12 protein-coding genes, 5 tRNA genes and 3 rRNA genes are annotated in these 16,543 nt (G+C 40.9%); 18 read left to right on the top strand and 2 right to left on the bottom strand.

Going from position 1 to position 16,543, the window contains the following annotated elements; all coding sequences use genetic code 11:
- Window positions 1-106: 106 nt before the first annotated feature.
- From serS to MOO45_RS06500, 6 genes are all read left to right on the top strand, one after another.
- Entirely contained in the window at window positions 107-1,381 is a 1,275-nt protein-coding gene (gene serS / locus MOO45_RS06525; protein WP_249514112.1) for a serine--tRNA ligase, read from the top strand.
- Window positions 1,382-1,743: 362 nt separating this feature from the next.
- Window positions 1,744-3,310, top strand: a 16S ribosomal RNA gene (locus tag MOO45_RS06520).
- 132 nt (window positions 3,311-3,442) lie between these two features.
- Window positions 3,443-6,352 (top strand): 23S ribosomal RNA (locus MOO45_RS06515).
- Between the two features lie 74 nt (window positions 6,353-6,426).
- Window positions 6,427-6,543, top strand: a 5S ribosomal RNA gene (rrf, locus tag MOO45_RS06510).
- Together the 16S, 23S and 5S rRNA genes with 2 tRNA genes alongside form the textbook arrangement of a ribosomal RNA operon.
- 8 nt (window positions 6,544-6,551) lie before the next feature.
- Window positions 6,552-6,624, top strand: a tRNA-Asn gene (locus MOO45_RS06505).
- A 46-nt stretch (window positions 6,625-6,670) separates the two neighbouring features.
- Window positions 6,671-6,743, top strand: a tRNA-Thr gene (locus tag MOO45_RS06500).
- A gap of 44 nt (window positions 6,744-6,787) precedes the next feature.
- On the opposite strand, the gene MOO45_RS06495 is transcribed toward MOO45_RS06500, so the two are convergent.
- A complete protein-coding gene (locus MOO45_RS06495; protein WP_249514111.1) occupies window positions 6,788-7,225 on the bottom strand; it encodes a GNAT family N-acetyltransferase in 438 nt (145 codons plus the stop codon).
- A 95-nt stretch (window positions 7,226-7,320) separates the two neighbouring features.
- Between MOO45_RS06495 and MOO45_RS06490 the strand changes: the two genes are divergently transcribed.
- From MOO45_RS06490 to MOO45_RS06465, 6 genes are all read left to right on the top strand, one after another.
- Window positions 7,321-7,935: a DNA-3-methyladenine glycosylase gene (locus MOO45_RS06490; protein ID WP_249514110.1), complete on the top strand. Its 615-nt coding sequence runs from the start codon at window positions 7,321-7,323 to the stop codon at window positions 7,933-7,935.
- A gap of 69 nt (window positions 7,936-8,004) precedes the next feature.
- Complete coding sequence (locus MOO45_RS06485) at window positions 8,005-9,462, top strand: peptide MFS transporter (protein WP_249514109.1); 1,458 nt, start codon at window positions 8,005-8,007, stop codon at window positions 9,460-9,462.
- A 155-nt stretch (window positions 9,463-9,617) separates the two neighbouring features.
- A tRNA-Tyr gene (locus MOO45_RS06480) sits at window positions 9,618-9,700 on the top strand.
- 5 nt (window positions 9,701-9,705) lie between these two features.
- Window positions 9,706-9,777, top strand: a tRNA-Gln gene (locus MOO45_RS06475).
- Window positions 9,778-9,837: 60 nt separating this feature from the next.
- Complete coding sequence (locus MOO45_RS06470) at window positions 9,838-10,539, top strand: GntR family transcriptional regulator (protein WP_249514108.1); 702 nt, start codon at window positions 9,838-9,840, stop codon at window positions 10,537-10,539.
- A gap of 51 nt (window positions 10,540-10,590) precedes the next feature.
- A complete protein-coding gene (locus MOO45_RS06465) occupies window positions 10,591-11,985 on the top strand; it encodes an O-antigen ligase family protein (RefSeq protein WP_249514107.1) in 1,395 nt (464 codons plus the stop codon).
- Between the two features lie 58 nt (window positions 11,986-12,043).
- On the opposite strand, the gene MOO45_RS06460 is transcribed toward MOO45_RS06465, so the two are convergent.
- Complete coding sequence (locus tag MOO45_RS06460) at window positions 12,044-12,757, bottom strand: WecB/TagA/CpsF family glycosyltransferase (RefSeq protein WP_249514106.1); 714 nt, start codon at window positions 12,755-12,757, stop codon at window positions 12,044-12,046.
- Window positions 12,758-12,835: 78 nt separating this feature from the next.
- Here MOO45_RS06460 and MOO45_RS06455 point away from each other — a divergent pair, with 78 nt between their 5' ends.
- The 6 genes from MOO45_RS06455 to MOO45_RS06430 all read left to right on the top strand — a co-directional run bounded on the left by MOO45_RS06455 (window position 12,836) and on the right by MOO45_RS06430 (window position 16,477).
- On the top strand, window positions 12,836-13,909 hold the full coding sequence (locus tag MOO45_RS06455; RefSeq protein ID WP_249514105.1) for a glycosyltransferase family 4 protein: 1,074 nt from the start codon (window positions 12,836-12,838) through the stop codon (window positions 13,907-13,909).
- A gap of 27 nt (window positions 13,910-13,936) precedes the next feature.
- Window positions 13,937-14,755 (top strand): ammonia-dependent NAD(+) synthetase, encoded by an 819-nt coding sequence (nadE, locus tag MOO45_RS06450; RefSeq protein WP_249514104.1) that lies wholly within the window; start codon window positions 13,937-13,939, stop codon window positions 14,753-14,755.
- Window positions 14,756-14,770: 15 nt separating this feature from the next.
- The gene (locus tag MOO45_RS06445; protein WP_249514103.1) at window positions 14,771-15,196 is read left to right on the top strand and encodes a hypothetical protein; all 426 of its coding nucleotides are present in this window, start codon (window positions 14,771-14,773) and stop codon (window positions 15,194-15,196) included.
- Between the two features lie 51 nt (window positions 15,197-15,247).
- A tRNA-Leu gene (locus MOO45_RS06440) sits at window positions 15,248-15,334 on the top strand.
- Window positions 15,335-15,520: 186 nt separating this feature from the next.
- Window positions 15,521-15,721 carry a cold-shock protein gene (locus MOO45_RS06435; protein WP_249514102.1) on the top strand — a complete coding sequence of 67 codons (201 nt, stop codon included), beginning with the start codon at window positions 15,521-15,523 and terminating at the stop codon, window positions 15,719-15,721.
- 108 nt (window positions 15,722-15,829) lie between these two features.
- Entirely contained in the window at window positions 15,830-16,477 is a 648-nt protein-coding gene (locus tag MOO45_RS06430; RefSeq protein WP_249514101.1) for a glycoside hydrolase family 73 protein, read from the top strand.
- Window positions 16,478-16,543 lie beyond the last annotated feature (66 nt).

Genomic DNA, 16,543 nt, shown 5'->3' with positions numbered 1-16,543 from the left:
TGACAAGAGTTGTAGTGTTAAGACACTAAAATTGGGTGGTACCGCGAAAAGTTGATTCGTCCCTTTAGAGGGATGGTCAACTTTTTTATTTTGAGGAGGAAATATTATGTTAGATTTAAAGCAAATTCGCAATAATCCTGATTGGGCCAAGCAAAAGTTGGCTGAACGTAATGTACAACCAGCAGAAATTGATCATTTATTGGAATTGGACGCAAAAAGACGTCAAATTATGACGCAAACTGAAGATTTGAAGGCTCAGCGCAATGATGTTTCCAAGCAAATTGCTGCTGCTAAGCGTCAAAAAGAGGATGCTAGCACGGCGATTGCTGATATGCAAGCAGTTGGTCAACAGATTAAAGCTCTAGATGATCAGTTGGCCGATGTGAGTGCCCAAACGGATTATATTTTGGTCCGCTTGCCTAATTTTCCGGATGATTCTGTGCCGGTTGGTGCCGATGAATCTGCCAATGTCGAGCTACGCAAGTGGGGTAAGATTCCTGAATTTGACTTTGAAGTGCAGGCACACTGGGATTTGGGTGAAAAATTAGGGATTTTGGATTTTGAAAGAGGTGCTAAGGTTTCCGGTAGTCGGTTTGTTTACTATTTGAATGCTGGTGCCAAATTAGAGCGTGCTTTGTACAATTTTATGTTAGATGAGCACCAAAAGGATGGTTACACTGAAGTTATTCCGCCATTTTTGGTGAACGATGATTCGATGTTTGGGACCAGTCAATTTCCTAAATTTAAGGAAGATGTCTATACCATTATTGATGAAGAACGTCCGTTAACCTTGATTCCGACAGCTGAAGTGCCTTTGACTAATTATTATCGTGGTGAGATTTTAAGCGATGATCAGTTGCCGACGTATCTGACTGCTTTAACGCCGTGTTTTCGTTCAGAAGCTGGTTCAGCGGGGCGTGATACACGTGGTCTGATTCGTATGCATCAGTTTAATAAAGTTGAAATGGTGAAATTTTGTAAGCCAGAAAATTCTTGGGATGAGTTGGAAAAATTGACAGCGAATGCTGAAAATATTTTACAAAAGCTAGAATTGCCGTATCATGTTGTTACCTTATCAAGTGGTGATGCCAGCTTTAGCTCAGCTAAAACTTATGATTTAGAAGTGTGGATGCCACAACAAAACACTTATCGTGAGATTTCTAGTTGCTCCAATTGTACTGATTTTCAGGCGCGGCGTTCTTCAATTCGTTATCGTGATGAAAACGGTAAGCTACAATTTGTGCATACTTTGAATGGCTCAGGTTTGGCTGTTGGTCGTGCAGTCGCAGCTATTCTGGAAAATTATCAAAATGCAGATGGTTCAATTACGGTTCCAAAAGTTTTGGTTCCTTATATGAATGGTCTCACTGAAATTAAGTAGTAACTATTATTTATAATAAAAAAATGCCTATCGATCCCAGTCGGTAGGCATTTTCAAAATAAAAATCAAAAAAGATGCAAAAAGGGGTTGCAAAAGAAGAAAAAAGTTGATAATATATTTTCTGTTGTCAATGAGTCATGTTCGTCACTGCTAAATGATTTAAAAAAGCAGTTGACAAGCTCATGATAAGATGATAAACTAAACAAGCGGCATAATCAAGTGCTGTGAGCAAAAAAGTAGATCTTTGAAAACTGAACAAAGTTTCTTTTTAACCAAAGTGCTGGGTTCGCAAGAACCCGTCAATAAAAGCAATAAATAAAGAAGACAAAGAACGTTAGAGTTCAGAGTCTGAGTCACAAACTAAAAATGAGAGTTTGATCCTGGCTCAGGACGAACGCTGGCGGCGTGCCTAATACATGCAAGTCGAGCGAGCGGAACTAACAGAATACCTTCGGGTAGGAAGATAAGGAAGCGAGCGGCGGATGGGTGAGTAACACGTAGGTAACCTGCCCTTCAGTGGGGGATAACAATTGGAAACAGTTGCTAATACCGCATAAGCCTTCTAATCACATGATTGGGAGTTAAAAGACGGTTTCGGCTGTCACTGAAGGATGGACCTGCGGCGTATTAGCTAGTTGGTAAGGTAACGGCTTACCAAGGCAATGATACGTAGCCGACCTGAGAGGGTAAACGGCCACATTGGGACTGAGACACGGCCCAAACTCCTACGGGAGGCAGCAGTAGGGAATCTTCCACAATGGACGAAAGTCTGATGGAGCAACGCCGCGTGGATGAAGAAGGTTTTCGGATCGTAAAATCCTGTTGTTGAAGAAGAACGTATTTGAGAGTAACTGCTCAGATAGTGACGGTATTCAACCAGAAAGTCACGGCTAACTACGTGCCAGCAGCCGCGGTAATACGTAGGTGGCAAGCGTTGTCCGGATTTATTGGGCGTAAAGGGAGCGCAGGCGGTTTTTTAAGTCTGAATGTGAAAGCCCTCAGCTTAACTGAGGAATTGCATCGGAAACTGGAGAACTTGAGTGCAGAAGAGGAGAGTGGAACTCCATGTGTAGCGGTGAAATGCGTAGATATATGGAAGAACACCAGTGGCGAAGGCGGCTCTCTGGTCTGTAACTGACGCTGAGGCTCGAAAGCATGGGTAGCGAACAGGATTAGATACCCTGGTAGTCCATGCCGTAAACGATGAGTGCTAAGTGTTGGGAGGTTTCCGCCTCTCAGTGCTGTAGCTAACGCAATAAGCACTCCGCCTGGGGAGTACGACCGCAAGGTTGAAACTCAAAGGAATTGACGGGGGCCCGCACAAGCGGTGGAGCATGTGGTTTAATTCGAAGCAACGCGAAGAACCTTACCAGGTCTTGACATCTCCTGCAAGTTGTAGAGATACAAGGTTCCCTTCGGGGACAGGAAGACAGGTGGTGCATGGTTGTCGTCAGCTCGTGTCGTGAGATGTTGGGTTAAGTCCCGCAACGAGCGCAACCCTTGTTACTAGTTGCCAGCATTAAGTTGGGCACTCTAGTGAGACTGCCGGTGACAAACCGGAGGAAGGTGGGGACGACGTCAAATCATCATGCCCCTTATGACCTGGGCTACACACGTGCTACAATGGATGGTACAACGAGAAGCAAACTCGTGAGGGCAAGCAGAACTCTAAAAACCATTCTCAGTTCGGATTGCAGGCTGCAACTCGCCTGCATGAAGTTGGAATCGCTAGTAATCGTGAATCAGCATGCCACGGTGAATACGTTCTCGGGCCTTGTACACACCGCCCGTCACACCATGAGAGTTTGTAACACCCAAAGCCGGTGGGGTAACCTTTATAGGAGCTAACCGTCTAAGGTGGGACAAATGATTAGGGTGAAGTCGTAACAAGGTAGCCGTAGGAGAACCTGCGGCTGGATCACCTCCTTTCTAAGGAAAATAACGGAAAGCACTTTGTAGAAACTTTGTTTAGTTTTGAGAGGTCTACTCTCAAACATTAGTACTTTGAAAACTGAATATTAAGAGAAAAGACACCGAGAAACGAAGAAGAATTAAGAAATAGGTTAAGATAATAAGGGCGCACGGTGGATGCCTAGGTACTAGGAGCCGAAGAAGGACGCAACGAACAGCGAAATGCTCCGGGGAGTTGTAAGTAAACGAAGATCCGGAGATATCCGAATGGGGGAACCCGGCTAAGATAAAGCTTAGTCACACTTGGTCGAAAGATGAAGTGGGGAAGACGTGGTGAACTGAAACATCTAAGTAGCCACAGGAAGAGAAAGAAAAATCGATTTCCGTAGTAGCGGCGAGCGAAGTGGAAAGAGCCCAAACCAAAGAGCATGCTTTTTGGGGTTGTAGGACTGCGAAGTGAGATAGTGGAAGATAGTCGAATCAGTTGGGAAACTGAGCTAGAGAGAGTGAAAGCCTCGTAGACGAAATCAGAAGCGCTCTAGCAGGATCCTGAGTACGGCGGGGCACGTGAAACCCCGTCGGAATCCGGGAGGACCATCTCCCAAGGCTAAATACTCCCTAGTGACCGATAGAGAACAAGTACCGTGAGGGAAAGGTGAAAAGCACCCCGGAAGGGGAGTGAAATAGATCCTGAAACCGTGTGCCTACAAGTAGTCAGAGCTCGTTAAAGAGTGATGGCGTGCCTTTTGTAGAATGAACCGGCGAGTTACGTTTGCGTGCGAGGTTAAGTTGAGAAGACGGAGCCGAAGCGAAAGCGAGTCTGAATAGGGCGAGTAAGTACGTAGATGTAGACCCGAAACCAAGTGACCTACCCATGTCCAGGTTGAAGGTGCGGTAAAACGCACTGGAGGACCGAACCCACGTAAGTTGAAAATTGCGGGGATGAGGTGTGGGTAGCGGTGAAATTCCAAACGAACTTGGAGATAGCTGGTTCTCTCCGAAATAGCTTTAGGGCTAGCCTCAGGGAGAGGATCTTGGAGGTAGAGCACTGTTTGAACTAGGGGCCCGTCATGGGTTACTGAATTCAGACAAACTCCGAATGCCAAAGATCTATACCTGGGAGTCAGACGGTGAGTGATAAGATCCATCGTCGAAAGGGGAACAGCCCAGATCACCAGTTAAGGTCCCAAAATCCATACTAAGTGGAAAAGGAAGTGGAACTGCTTAGACAACTAGGATGTTGGCTTAGAAGCAGCAACTCATTTAAAGAGTGCGTAATAGCTCACTAGTCGAGTGGTTCTGCGCCGAAAATGTACCGGGGCTAAGTATGGTACCAAAACTGTGGGTGTTCATGTAAAAATGAATGCGATAGGAGAGCGTTGTAAGCACGAAGAAGCCAGATCGAGAGGACTGGTGGAGAGCTTAGAAGTGAGAATGCCGGTATGAGTAGCGCGAGATCAGTGAGAATCTGATCCACCGGAAGACTAAGGTTTCCTGGGGAAGGCTCGTCCGCCCAGGGTTAGTCGGGACCTAAGATGAGGCCGAGAGGCGTAATCGATGGAAAACAGGTTGAGATTCCTGTACTGTTCTGTATTGTTTGAGCAATGGAGGGACGCAGGAGATGAATCGTGAGCATGCAGCTGGAAAAGCATGTCTAAACATTAAGTTTGGTTGTGAGTCAAATGCTTGTAACTAAGAATGAGATGTGATGGGGAGCGAAATTAAAGTAGCGAAGCACGATAGTCACACTGCCGAGAAAAGCTTCTAGTTAGATACAGAATACCCGTACCGCAAACCGACACAGGTAGTCAAGGAGAGAATCCTAAGGTGAGCGAGAGAACTATCGTTAAGGAACTCGGCAAAATAGCCCCGTAACTTCGGGAGAAGGGGTGCTGGTATAAGAGCCAGCCGCAGTGAAAAGGCCCAAACAACTGTTTATCAAAAACACAGGTCTCTGCAAAATCGTAAGATGACGTATAGGGGCTGACGCCTGCCCGGTGCTGGAAGGTTAAGAGGATGAGTTAGACTTCGGTCGAAGCCCAGAATTGAAGCCCCAGTAAACGGCGGCCGTAACTATAACGGTCCTAAGGTAGCGAAATTCCTTGTCGGGTAAGTTCCGACCCGCACGAAAGGCGTAATGATTTGGGCACTGTCTCAACGATAGACTCGGTGAAATTATAATACCCGTGAAGATGCAGGTTACCCGCGACAGGACGGAAAGACCCCATGGAGCTTTACTGTAGCTTGATATTGAGTTTTTGTGTAACATGTACAGGATAGGTAGGAGCCGAAGAGCTCGGTACGCTAGTATCGAAGGAGGCAATGGTGGGATACTACCCTTGTTATATGAGGACTCTAACCCGCGCCGTTGAAGCACGGCGGGAGACAGTGTCAGGTGGGCAGTTTGACTGGGGCGGTCGCCTCCTAAACAGTAACGGAGGCGCCCAAAGGTTCCCTCAGAATGGTTGGAAATCATTCGTAGAGTGTAAAGGTAGAAGGGAGCTTGACTGCGAGACAGACAAGTCGAGCAGGGACGAAAGTCGGGCTTAATGATCCGGTGGCACCGTATGGAAGGGCCATCGCTCAACGGACAAAAGCTACCCTGGGGATAACAGGCTTATCTCCCCCAAGAGTTCACATCGACGGGGAGGTTTGGCACCTCGATGTCGGCTCATCGCATCCTGGGGCTGTAGTCGGTCCCAAGGGTTGGGCTGTTCGCCCATTAAAGCGGTACGCGAGCTGGGTTCAGAACGTCGTGAGACAGTTCGGTCCCTATCCGTCGCGGGCGTAGGAAATTTGAGAGGATCTGTCCTTAGTACGAGAGGACCGGGATGGACATACCGCTGGTGTACCAGTTGTCTTGCCAAAGGCACAGCTGGGTAGCTATGTATGGAAGGGATAAACGCTGAAAGCATCTAAGTGTGAAACCCACCTCAAGATGAGATTTCCCATTCAGGAATGAAGTAAGACCCCTCAAAGAAGATGAGGTAGATAGGTTGCGAGTGGAAGTGTAGTGATATATGGAGCTGAGCAATACTAATCGGTCGAGGGCTTAACCAAAGGTGTAAGTAACTTAATATTCAGTTTTGAGAGGACTAAGGTTCTTTCAAGCGAAAAGGTAAGAAGAACGCAAGTGTGGTGGCGATAGCGGGGAGGAAACACCTGTAAACATGCCGAACACAGAAGTTAAGCTTCTCAGCGCCGAAAGTAGTTGGTGGGAAACTACCTGCGAGGATAGGTCGTTGCCACGCTGGTTTATTCCGGTTTAGCTCAGTTGGTAGAGCATCTGACTGTTAATCAGGGTGTCGTCAGTTCGAGTCTGACAACCGGAGTTATAGTCGGATGCTAGCCGACTTTTTTTGTTTCAAAGTTTTGTTCGCCAGCTTAGCTCAGTTGGTAGAGCATCGGTATCGTAAACCGAGGGTCACAGGTTCGAATCCTGCAGCTGGCATTTTATAAAAACGCACAATACTTTTTATAAGTATTGTGCGTTTTTTAATTTTTAAGTTTTTTAATCATTTGATGATGTTCAATTCCTGCATCTAAGAATTGCTCTCCTCGAACCTTATATCCCAAAGTTTTATAAAAATTTTGCGCTTGATCTTGAGCATTTAATACTAAGTTCTTAATTTCTTCTAGTTTAGCGTGTTCTTCAATTTCTTTCATTATTTGGCTGGCTAGACCTTGATGACGATATCTTTTTTTTACTGCGACTCGTTGTATGTGCCATTGAACAGGAGTTTCTGGTAGTACACGTGCTGTTACGACTGGTAAACTATCTCGATAACCAACATAATATCGGCAATTAGCCTCGTCCTGATCAATTTCTCTTTCTGTTGGTACTTGTTGCTCGTCAACGAAAACTTCTGTTCTAAGATTTAAACTATCATTATAAATTTTGCTTTGAATATTAGTAGTTGTTTTTATTTTCATAAATTTTCCCCTCGCAATCAATATTGAAATATAATTATTTTAATTGATTATATCACTACCATATTGATGATTTTTAATTTTGTATAGGAGATTCAATGAATTTTTATACTAATTCTACAGTACAGATTGCTCAAAATTTACTTGGATATGAACTTCGTTATCATACTGATCTAGGGATAATGGCGGGAATCATTGTGGAAACTGAAGCTTATTTGGGACCGCTTGATTCAACCTCGCATACTTATAAGAGACGCCGGACTCAAGCTAATGAGGCGCTTTATCATTTAGGCGGGACGATTTATATTCATCAACAACAAGGTCACTATCTTTTAGATATTGTGACTCAGTCTCAGGATAACCCTCAGAGTGTTTTAATTAGAGCTTTGGAACCGACTCAGGGACTCGGATTAATGCAAAATAATCGAAAAAGTACAGGCATTAATTTAACAAATGGTCCAGCAAAATGGATGCAGGCCTTTGGTATTCAATCTAAGAAATTAAATTTGACGATATTAGGAGATCAAAACTTAAATTTAAGTTCTTGTCGGATGAAAGATCCATTAAATATTTTAAATTCTGCTCGGATACATGTGAGTCAACATGGTTCTTGGACAAAAATGCCACTGCGTTTTTATGTGGAAGGAAATCCATATGTTTCTAAGATTAAAAAAAGTACATTTAATTGGGACAACTGTGGTTGGCAATTGTAAGCCGAATTTTGACATCTGTTGAGATAAATATTAAAATGTTAAATCGTTATATAATTAAGGGAGATTATTATGAATAAAGCGGAAACAAAAACGTTTTTTGGTCAACCTATTGGGCTAAAAACGCTTTTTATGACTGAATTCTGGGAGAGGTTCAGCTATTATGGCATGCGTGCTATCTTACTTTACTACATGTATTATGCTGTCAGTAAAGGTGGCTTAGGCTTTAAACAGGAAACTGCAGCTTCTATTATGTCGATCTATGGGGCTTTGGTTTATATGACTAGTGTGTTGGGCGGTTATATAAGTGATCGCCTTTTAGGCAGTCGTCGGACCGTCTTTTGGGGCGGTGTGTTGATTATGCTTGGTCATATTTTTCTATCACTACCTCTAGGGACAGCGACACTTTATTTGTCTATTTTATTTATTACTTTAGGAACAGGTTTATTGAAGCCTAATGTTTCAGATATGGTTGGCGATTTATACAGTCCTGAGGATAATCGACGGGATGCAGGTTTCAGTATCTTCGTAATGGGAATTAATCTGGGCTCCTTGATTGCGCCTGCAATTGTTAGTCAAGCTTGGAAAATGTATAATTTTCATGTTGGCTTTTCATTGGCTGCGATCGGAATGTTCTTTGGCTTAATTATTTATTATATTCAAGGTGAAAAATATTTGCCTGAGGTAACTTTACGACCAACGGATCCGATTACTGCTCCTGAAAAAAAGCGGTTAAAAAATCGTGTCTTACTTTCCTTAATAGCTGTAGTCATCATTGCTGTTGTGATGTTGGTGACCAAGACGGCTAATCTACAAAATGTGATTATGTTGATTAGTTTGTTTGGCGTTGTTTTGCCAGTAATTTACTTCGTTGTTATTTTGGGCAGTCAGAAAGTAACCAAGATTGAGAAATCTAGAGTTCGGGCTTATATAGGTTTATTTATTGCAGCTGTTATTTTTTGGGCTATTGAGGAGCAAGGTTCTTCGATTTTGGGATTATTTGTGGCCAATAATACACAATTAAATCTTGGTGGTTTCCATTTGAATCCTAGTTGGTTCCAAATGTTGAATCCATTCTTCATCATTGTTTATACACCTATTTTTGCTGCATTATGGACTAAGTTAGGTAAAAAGCAGCCTTCATCACCAACTAAATTTTGGATGGGATTAATTTTTACAGGAATTTCTTATTTAGTCTTAGTTTTGCCATTACTTGGAACACAAGGCAAAGTAAATCCATTATGGTTGGTATTGAGTTGGGGAATTGTTGAAATTGGCGAAATGTTGATTTCACCTATTGGTTTGTCTGTGACGACCAAATTGGCGCCAAAGGCTTTTTCATCAGAAATGATGAGTATGTGGTTTTTGGCAGATTCTGCGGGACAGGCGATTAATTCACAGTTAGTCAGATTTTATCCACATCATGAAATGGCTTATTTTGGTGTGACAGGATTAGTGGCAATCTTGTTTGCAATCTTATTAATTTTATTTACGCCTAAAATCAAGAAGTTGATGGCAGGCATTAACTAAAAAAGTTTACTTTAGGTAAACTTTTTTTCTTTTTTCGAGCAGTTATTGGTATAATGTCTGGGTAGTGTTTCAGTTACTTAGATAGAAATATAAATTTACTCTTGCCAAATAAGATTAAATTAGTTATTATATTAATTGTTCTATTTGAGGATTTTGGAAGGGTAGCGAAGTCTGGCTAAACGCGGCGGACTGTAAATCCGCTCCTTCGGGTTCGGTGGTTCGAATCCACTCCCTTCCATTTATTGGGTTATAGCCAAGTGGTAAGGCAATGGACTTTGACTCCATTATGCGCTGGTTCGAATCCAGCTAACCCAATGAAAAACTGAAACTTCGGTTTCAGTTTTTTTTATTTTGAATTTTGTGAGGTGAAAATTTGTGTCAGGTCTGCCCATTTATGTGCAAATTCATAATCAAATCAAACAAGAAATTGCGCAAGGTAAGTGGCAAGTTGGCCAGCGAATTCCGGCAGAGCGTCTTTTAGCTGATGAATTCCAGGTTAGCCGCATGACCATGCGTCAAGCGATTCAAACGCTAGTTGAAGAGGGAATTTTATATCGTAAGGTTGGTTCGGGAACGTATGTTGCTAGTCAAAAGGTGCAGGAAAGAATGTCCGGAACTACTAGTTTTACAGACATTATGCTGGCACAAGGTAAAAAACCTGCAAGTCATGTTGTTTCCTATCACTTGGCGTTACCGACTTTGAGTGAGAAAGAAAATTTAAAATTAGATGATAACATGGAAATTTTACGGATGGAGCGAATTCGTTTAGCCGATAAAATTCCGATTTGTTTTGAAATCACGACCGTTCCTTGGTTTTTGGTCAAGAATTTAAGTCGTGAACAAATTACGCAATCGCTATACCATGCTTTGGAACAAAGGGGCCTTAAATTGGGACATGCGCAACAAGTTGTGTCAGCAATGTCAGCGTCGGAAAAAGTAGCAGAGCTCTTACGGGTGAAGCGAGGAGCTGCTGTGCTACGATTACGACAAGTGACAATGTTAGCTGATGGACAACCGTTTGAATATGTGCGAACTCAGTACGTTGGCGAGCGATTTGAATTTTATTTAGAAAGATGACGGACAATTATTTTGAAAACAAAGAAGCTCCAGCGTTTTAGCTGGTATTTAATGCTTTATATCTTGGTTCAGCCTTTATTAGACGTTGTGACAGGATGGCAAGTCAAATTGATGCCCCATTTTGGTTTGACAATTGGGGTTGTAATTAGGGCAATCGTCTTGGTTTTAATTGTATTTTTTATTTATTTAGCTGCGCGTCAACGGGCTAATTGGTTTGACCATCTAGTTCCGTGGTATTTGGGGTTATTGTTTTTACTTGTGTTAGTCAATTTATTGATTAGTAAATTGACTAAACCTAATTTTTCTTTGTTTACCGAAATTGCTGGTTCGTTTAAAAGTGTGCATTATTTATTGATATTGCTGGGAATGTATTATGCTTTTGTTAATTTGACGAGTGAGCAGATCAAACGAGCAATTCCTGCGGTAATTTACTGGGCTCAGATGATGATTAATGTGGTGATGCTCATTGCAGCAGTTACTAAAACGGCATTTTTAACATATCCACAGGGAAAATTAGGTCAAAGTGGTTGGTTTAATGCTGGCAATGAATTGGGAGCAATTCTGGCGATTACGTTTCCCTTAGTATTGTTGTACGCAATTCAACGTTCAAGGCAAAAGGGCAACTATTGGGCTTGGCTGGGTGTCATATTAGGGATTAATTCTGTGATTATGGTGGGAACCAAAAGCTGTTTTTATGGAATGTTGATTGCTTTGATGGCAGCTTTGGTCTATGAGGTAGTAATGCTTTTTTTGCACACTAAGCCTAAAAATCGGAAAGCTAATGCTTTGAGTACTTGTTTATTGGTGCTATTGTTAGGGGGCGTTTTTGCAGTTTATCCACAATCACCGGTTCATAATAATAGTGCTATTCAAAATCGGATTATTCGAGAAAATCAGAAGAATAAAAAGAAAATTTTAAAAGAAAAGAAAAGGCAGAAACATATGGATCATTATGAAAAGTTTCTGCTACAAAATAAAGAGTTGAGTAATCCATTGGTGGCAAAATTATTAAGTGGTCGGACTAATTATTTCCGTTTGAATAGTGAACAGTATGCGAAAGCGCCATTAAGTCAAAAATTGTTTGGAATGGGTTATGGAGGTAACTATCTCAAGGTACCTCGAACTGTAGAGATGGATTGGGTGGACTTTTTCTTCCAATTTGGTTTGTTAGGCTTTGTAATTACGATTGTTCCTTTAATTGGCTTGATCCTGTATTTGTTGTATCAATTTTGTCGGCATTTTTTGCAGACAAAAATCCAGGACAATTTATTATATTTTGTTTCATTTGGCTTAGGTATTTTTATGTCAATTTTGTCAGGGCATGTGTTAAATGCACCAGGTGTGAGTCTTTATTTTGGTCTAGTTGGTGCTTACCTAATCTTTTTGTTACAAGATAAACCACGAGGTCAACGGCAGCTTAATACTGAAACGATCAGTTTTGTATAATAAAAAATTCGTCTCAATCGCAAAGATTAGGACGAATTTTTTGTAATTTATAGTAGAGTTAATGCTTTTGTTTGATTAATTTTAGAAAGCGCGGTAAGGCACCAAAGCGTTTCAGACGTGTGGGGTGGCTTAATAAGCGATATAACCATTCTAAGTGTAAGTTCTGAATAAAAGTTGGTGCGCGTTTGACACTTCCAGATAGCACATCAAAGCTGCCGCCTACGCCGATCCAAGTGCTGGGACTGACAGTTCGATATTTGGCAATGAATTCTTCTTGTTTGGGAAAACCCAAGGCGACCGCAACAATATCAGGTTGGGTCTGAGTAATTTGCTCCATGATCGGTTGCTCAGTTTGAAAATAACCATCATGATAGCCGACAAGTTTTAGTTTGGGATATTTTTGTTGGATATTGGTGACAGTTTTTTGAATAATTTCAGGTTTAGCCCCTAATAAATACACTTTTAGACTATATTTATTTGCAATTTCTAGTAAACTAGTAAGTGTATCAAATCCAGTAATTCGTTCAACAAGTGGAGTATTGAGCATTTGACCAGCTTTGATGATTCCGATGCCATCGGGGGTAATATAATCAGCAGTCTTAATTAAATTCCGATAGTCGGGATGATCATAGGCATAGACAGCGATTTCTGGATTAGCTGTGACGATAAAAGTATTTTGTTTTCGGGTGAGGCGCTGTTCTAATAATTGAGTAAAGGCTTGATTAGTGGTGCTAATAAATGGTAATTCTAGGATAGTTATTTTGTTTAGCAATTTAATAGACTCCTTTTTTGATATATTTAGTTTACGATAACTGAAAATTTTTAACAATTTATTGTGAGGATTTAATTAATGAAAACTTTACAGGTGAATGCCGGCAATGAAACTGGTGGTGGTCGAACTTTAATAATTAATCTGTTACGTGCATTGACAGATCAAGGTGTGGATTCCCAATTATTAGTTTTTGAGCGTGGTCCGGTCTCTGATTGGGCGGCTAAATGGGATATTCCAACGACGATTATGAATCAAGATGGTCAATTAGATTTGCGCGTAGCAGGTCGTTTGAAAAAATTTATCAATGATAATCAAATTGATGTGGTTAATACACATGGTCCACGAGCTAATTTTATTATGGGATTAATCCATAAACATGTGAAAGCCAAATGGGTGGCAACGGTGCACAGTGATCCTTATGTTGATTTTGCGGATAACTTAAAGGGCAAGGTAATGACAAAGTTGAATATCAATGCTTTTAAAAAAGCTGATTTATTAACTTTAGTAACGGCACGTTTTCAACCAATTTTGGAACAAGCAGGAATAGAATCAACCAAAATTAATCCAATTTTTAATGCTATTTATTTTCGTGAGACTCCTCCCCAAACTCAGCGTCAAAAGATTTTTACTTTGGTAAATATTGCGCGGTTAGTTCCAGTGAAAAATCAGCAATTATTATTGCGAGCTTTAGCACAAGTCGATTTTGATTATCGTTTGCAATTAGTCGGTAACGGTCCAACGGAAGACCAATTAAAGCAATTAGTGCAGGAGTTACAAATTCAAGATCGAATTGATTTTATCGGCTTTAAGGATGATACAACGCCGTATTACCAGAATTCTGATTTATTTGTATTGCCTTCAACTTCAGAGGGTTTTCCGATGGTCTTACTTGAGTCAGCTAATAATGGGTTACCGATGATTGTTAGCGATACGGGATCTGATGCACAGGTGGTGCATGAAGATACTGGTTGGGTAGTAGCAATTAACGATTTAGAACAATTGAAGCAAGCTTTAGTAGCTGCGCATGAGTCGTGGCAAAATGATGGATTACGGACTCGTGGTCAAAAATTTTATCAATATTGTGCGACTAATTTTTCCAGTACGCGTTTGGCGCAAACGGTCATGAAGATTTATGAAGATGTGTTAAAGTAAAAAGATCAGTAGAAATGAGGTAGAAGGATGCGGCCTTTACAAAAAAAGATTATTGCTTATGAACGTGTTCAGCCAAAGATTGATCCAGCACAAGAAGTACAACGTTCAATAACTTTTTTGCAAACTTTTTTACAAAAAAACAATTTAGAAACACTTGTATTAGGAATTTCGGGTGGACAAGATTCCACTTTGACCGGACGATTGTGTCAATTAGCGGTGGCTCAATTACGTCAACAAAATCCACAGCGTAATTATCAATTTATTGCTGTCCGTTTGCCCTATAGCCAACAGGCAGATGAACAAGACGCTTTGAAGGCATTAGAATTTATTCAGCCCGATCAGACGATGCGTGTAAATATTCAACCAGCAGTTGATGCAGCAGTGGCAAGTATTGAAGCTAACGATTTGGCGATTAGTGATTTTAATAAGGGCAATCTTAAAGCACGGCAGCGGATGGTTGTGCAATATGCTATCGCTGGTGCAACAAAGGGTGCTGTGGTGGGAACGGATCATGCAGCCGAAAATATTACAGGTTTTTATACCAAATATGGTGATGGTGCTACAGATATTACGCCGCTATTTAGGTTGGATAAGCGCCAAGGGCGTGTTTTGTTACAATATTTAGGGGCTCCTGAAGCTTTATATCAAAAAACACCTACGGCTGACTTGGAAGAGCAACGGCCAAGTTTAGCTGATGAAGTAGCTTTGGGAGTCACTTATCAAGATATTGATGACTATTTGGAAGGCAAGGACGTTTCAGAGACAGCGGCGGAAAAAATTGAAGCTTGGTATCTGAAAACGGAACATAAACGTCAGTTACCATATACAGTTTTTGATCAATTTTAAAATGAGGTATTAAACATGAATAAAATGCAACAACGCGCATTACATTATGCGAATACATTGAATGATGTTTTGCAGAAGACACAAGAAATTCAAGAAGATTTGAATCCCAAGTTTCAGGAAATCAAAACAGCTTTGGACAACGACCAATTAGTTGAGATGGCGTCTTCGCATTATTTACAAATTCAGGGCGATTTTCAGCATGGAACAGATGAGTATGCCAAATTAACACAAAAATTGGCGGCTTTGAAAGCTCCAGCTAAAATTATGGGTGTTCATTTGAATTTGGTTCATTCTTATCAAGCCTATGTGCAAGCTTGTCAACAGATGATTGATAGTATGAAAGATGATCGAACTGTTGATCAAGAGGCATTTAAAGCCTCTGAGTTAGCTCAAGATCAGGCGACGGATGAAATGACTAAATGTTTGCAACGGATGAATTAATTACCCTTGCAAATTAGCCTTGTTCATATTATGATAAATAAGTGCTTGTTTGCGGGTATGGCGGAATTGGCAGACGCGCAAGACTAAGGATCTTGTGGAGAATTAATCTCCGTGGAAGTTCGAGTCTTCTTACCCGCATTTCTAAAAAAGCATGTAATTGTGGCTTGTTTTAGAATTGTTTTCAAAAATTAGTTTGCTAATATTTTGTGAACATGTTAATATTAATTTGTGTTTTTGAATGGTTATGGTTCGATGGTTCATGTGTAACTAACTTCCATATCGGCCACAAAGAAATGCAAAAAGTGTTTTGAGGAGGATGTTCACATGGAACATGGAACAGTAAAATGGTTTAACGCTGAAAAAGGTTATGGTTTTATTACTCGTGAAGATGGCAGTGATGTATTTGTACATTTCTCAGCTATCAATGGTGAAGGTTATAAAACTCTTGAAGAAGGTCAAGGCGTAACTTTCGATATCGAAGAAAGTGATCGTGGACCACAAGCAGTTAACGTAAATAAAGACTAAATCTTATAGTTTAAGTCATTGACCAGCCTATGGGCTGGTTTTTTTGTGCTCAAAATTAAAAAATTCATGCTATGATAAGAACGTTTAAAGAATTCAAAGGATGGATAAGTGGGTAAAACAAGAAAAAAACGGCGTTCATCAAGACGATATAATAATCGATCGGAGACCAATTGGCTATTTGGCTTACTGGCTTTAAGTTTAGGTTTTGTCCTAGCCATCGTGATGATCAATCATATTCGGCAAGCAATCGTACAGTCTCAACCTCAAATTCAAGTTCAAAATAAAATTGATCCTAAGGAACATTTTATTCGACAAATTAAACCTGCAGCAGTTCAGTATGGTAGTCAGTACCATGTTTTACCAAGTATTACAATTGCGCAGGCAATTTTGGAAAGTGATTGGGGCAAAAGTAAATTGGCGAGTAACTACTATAATTTATTTGGCGTGAAAGATGACACTCCACAACGTTCTAAAGAGATGAAAACCAAAGAATACCATCATGGCGAGTGGACGACTGTGAGTGCAAATTTTCGAGTCTATCAAAATTTTGCACAATCCATTGCGGAACATGATGCACTAATGGTCAAAGGTACTACTTGGAATCCACAACAATATCAACATGTACTTGCTGCGGATAATTATGTGGATGCAGCCAAAGCTCTTCAGCAAGATGGTTATGCGACGGATCCAGATTACGCTCAAAAATTAATTGAGATTATTGAAACGTATAATTTGGATCAATATGATCCCAAATAAAGTATAGGTGTTTCCCTAAAGCGTCGGTAATGTTAATCTTAAACGTAAGGAAAATGAAGGGAGAAT

It is taken from the genome of Bombilactobacillus folatiphilus (assembly GCF_023380265.1).
Lineage (GTDB): Bacteria > Bacillota > Bacilli > Lactobacillales > Lactobacillaceae > Bombilactobacillus > Bombilactobacillus folatiphilus.
Note: the sequence above shows the minus strand (reverse complement) of the source record. Positions and strands in the feature narration are given on the sequence as shown.

Bases quoted from the DNA above. Each gene is read 5' to 3' on its own strand.
- MOO45_RS06485 (WP_249514109.1), top strand. From the start codon at position 8,005: ATGAATAAAGCGGAAACAAAAACGTTTTTTGGTCAACCTATTGGGCTA.
- serS (WP_249514112.1), top strand. From the start codon at position 107: ATGTTAGATTTAAAGCAAATTCGCAATAATCCTGATTGGGCCAAGCAA.
- MOO45_RS06435 (WP_249514102.1), top strand. From the start codon at position 15,521: ATGGAACATGGAACAGTAAAATGGTTTAACGCTGAAAAAGGTTATGGT.
- MOO45_RS06490 (WP_249514110.1), top strand. From the start codon at position 7,321: ATGAATTTTTATACTAATTCTACAGTACAGATTGCTCAAAATTTACTT.
- nadE (WP_249514104.1), top strand. From the start codon at position 13,937: ATGCGGCCTTTACAAAAAAAGATTATTGCTTATGAACGTGTTCAGCCA.
- MOO45_RS06455 (WP_249514105.1), top strand. From the start codon at position 12,836: ATGAAAACTTTACAGGTGAATGCCGGCAATGAAACTGGTGGTGGTCGA.
- MOO45_RS06445 (WP_249514103.1), top strand. From the start codon at position 14,771: ATGAATAAAATGCAACAACGCGCATTACATTATGCGAATACATTGAAT.
- MOO45_RS06495 (WP_249514111.1), bottom strand. From the start codon at position 7,225: ATGAAAATAAAAACAACTACTAATATTCAAAGCAAAATTTATAATGAT.
- MOO45_RS06465 (WP_249514107.1), top strand. From the start codon at position 10,591: ATGCTTTATATCTTGGTTCAGCCTTTATTAGACGTTGTGACAGGATGG.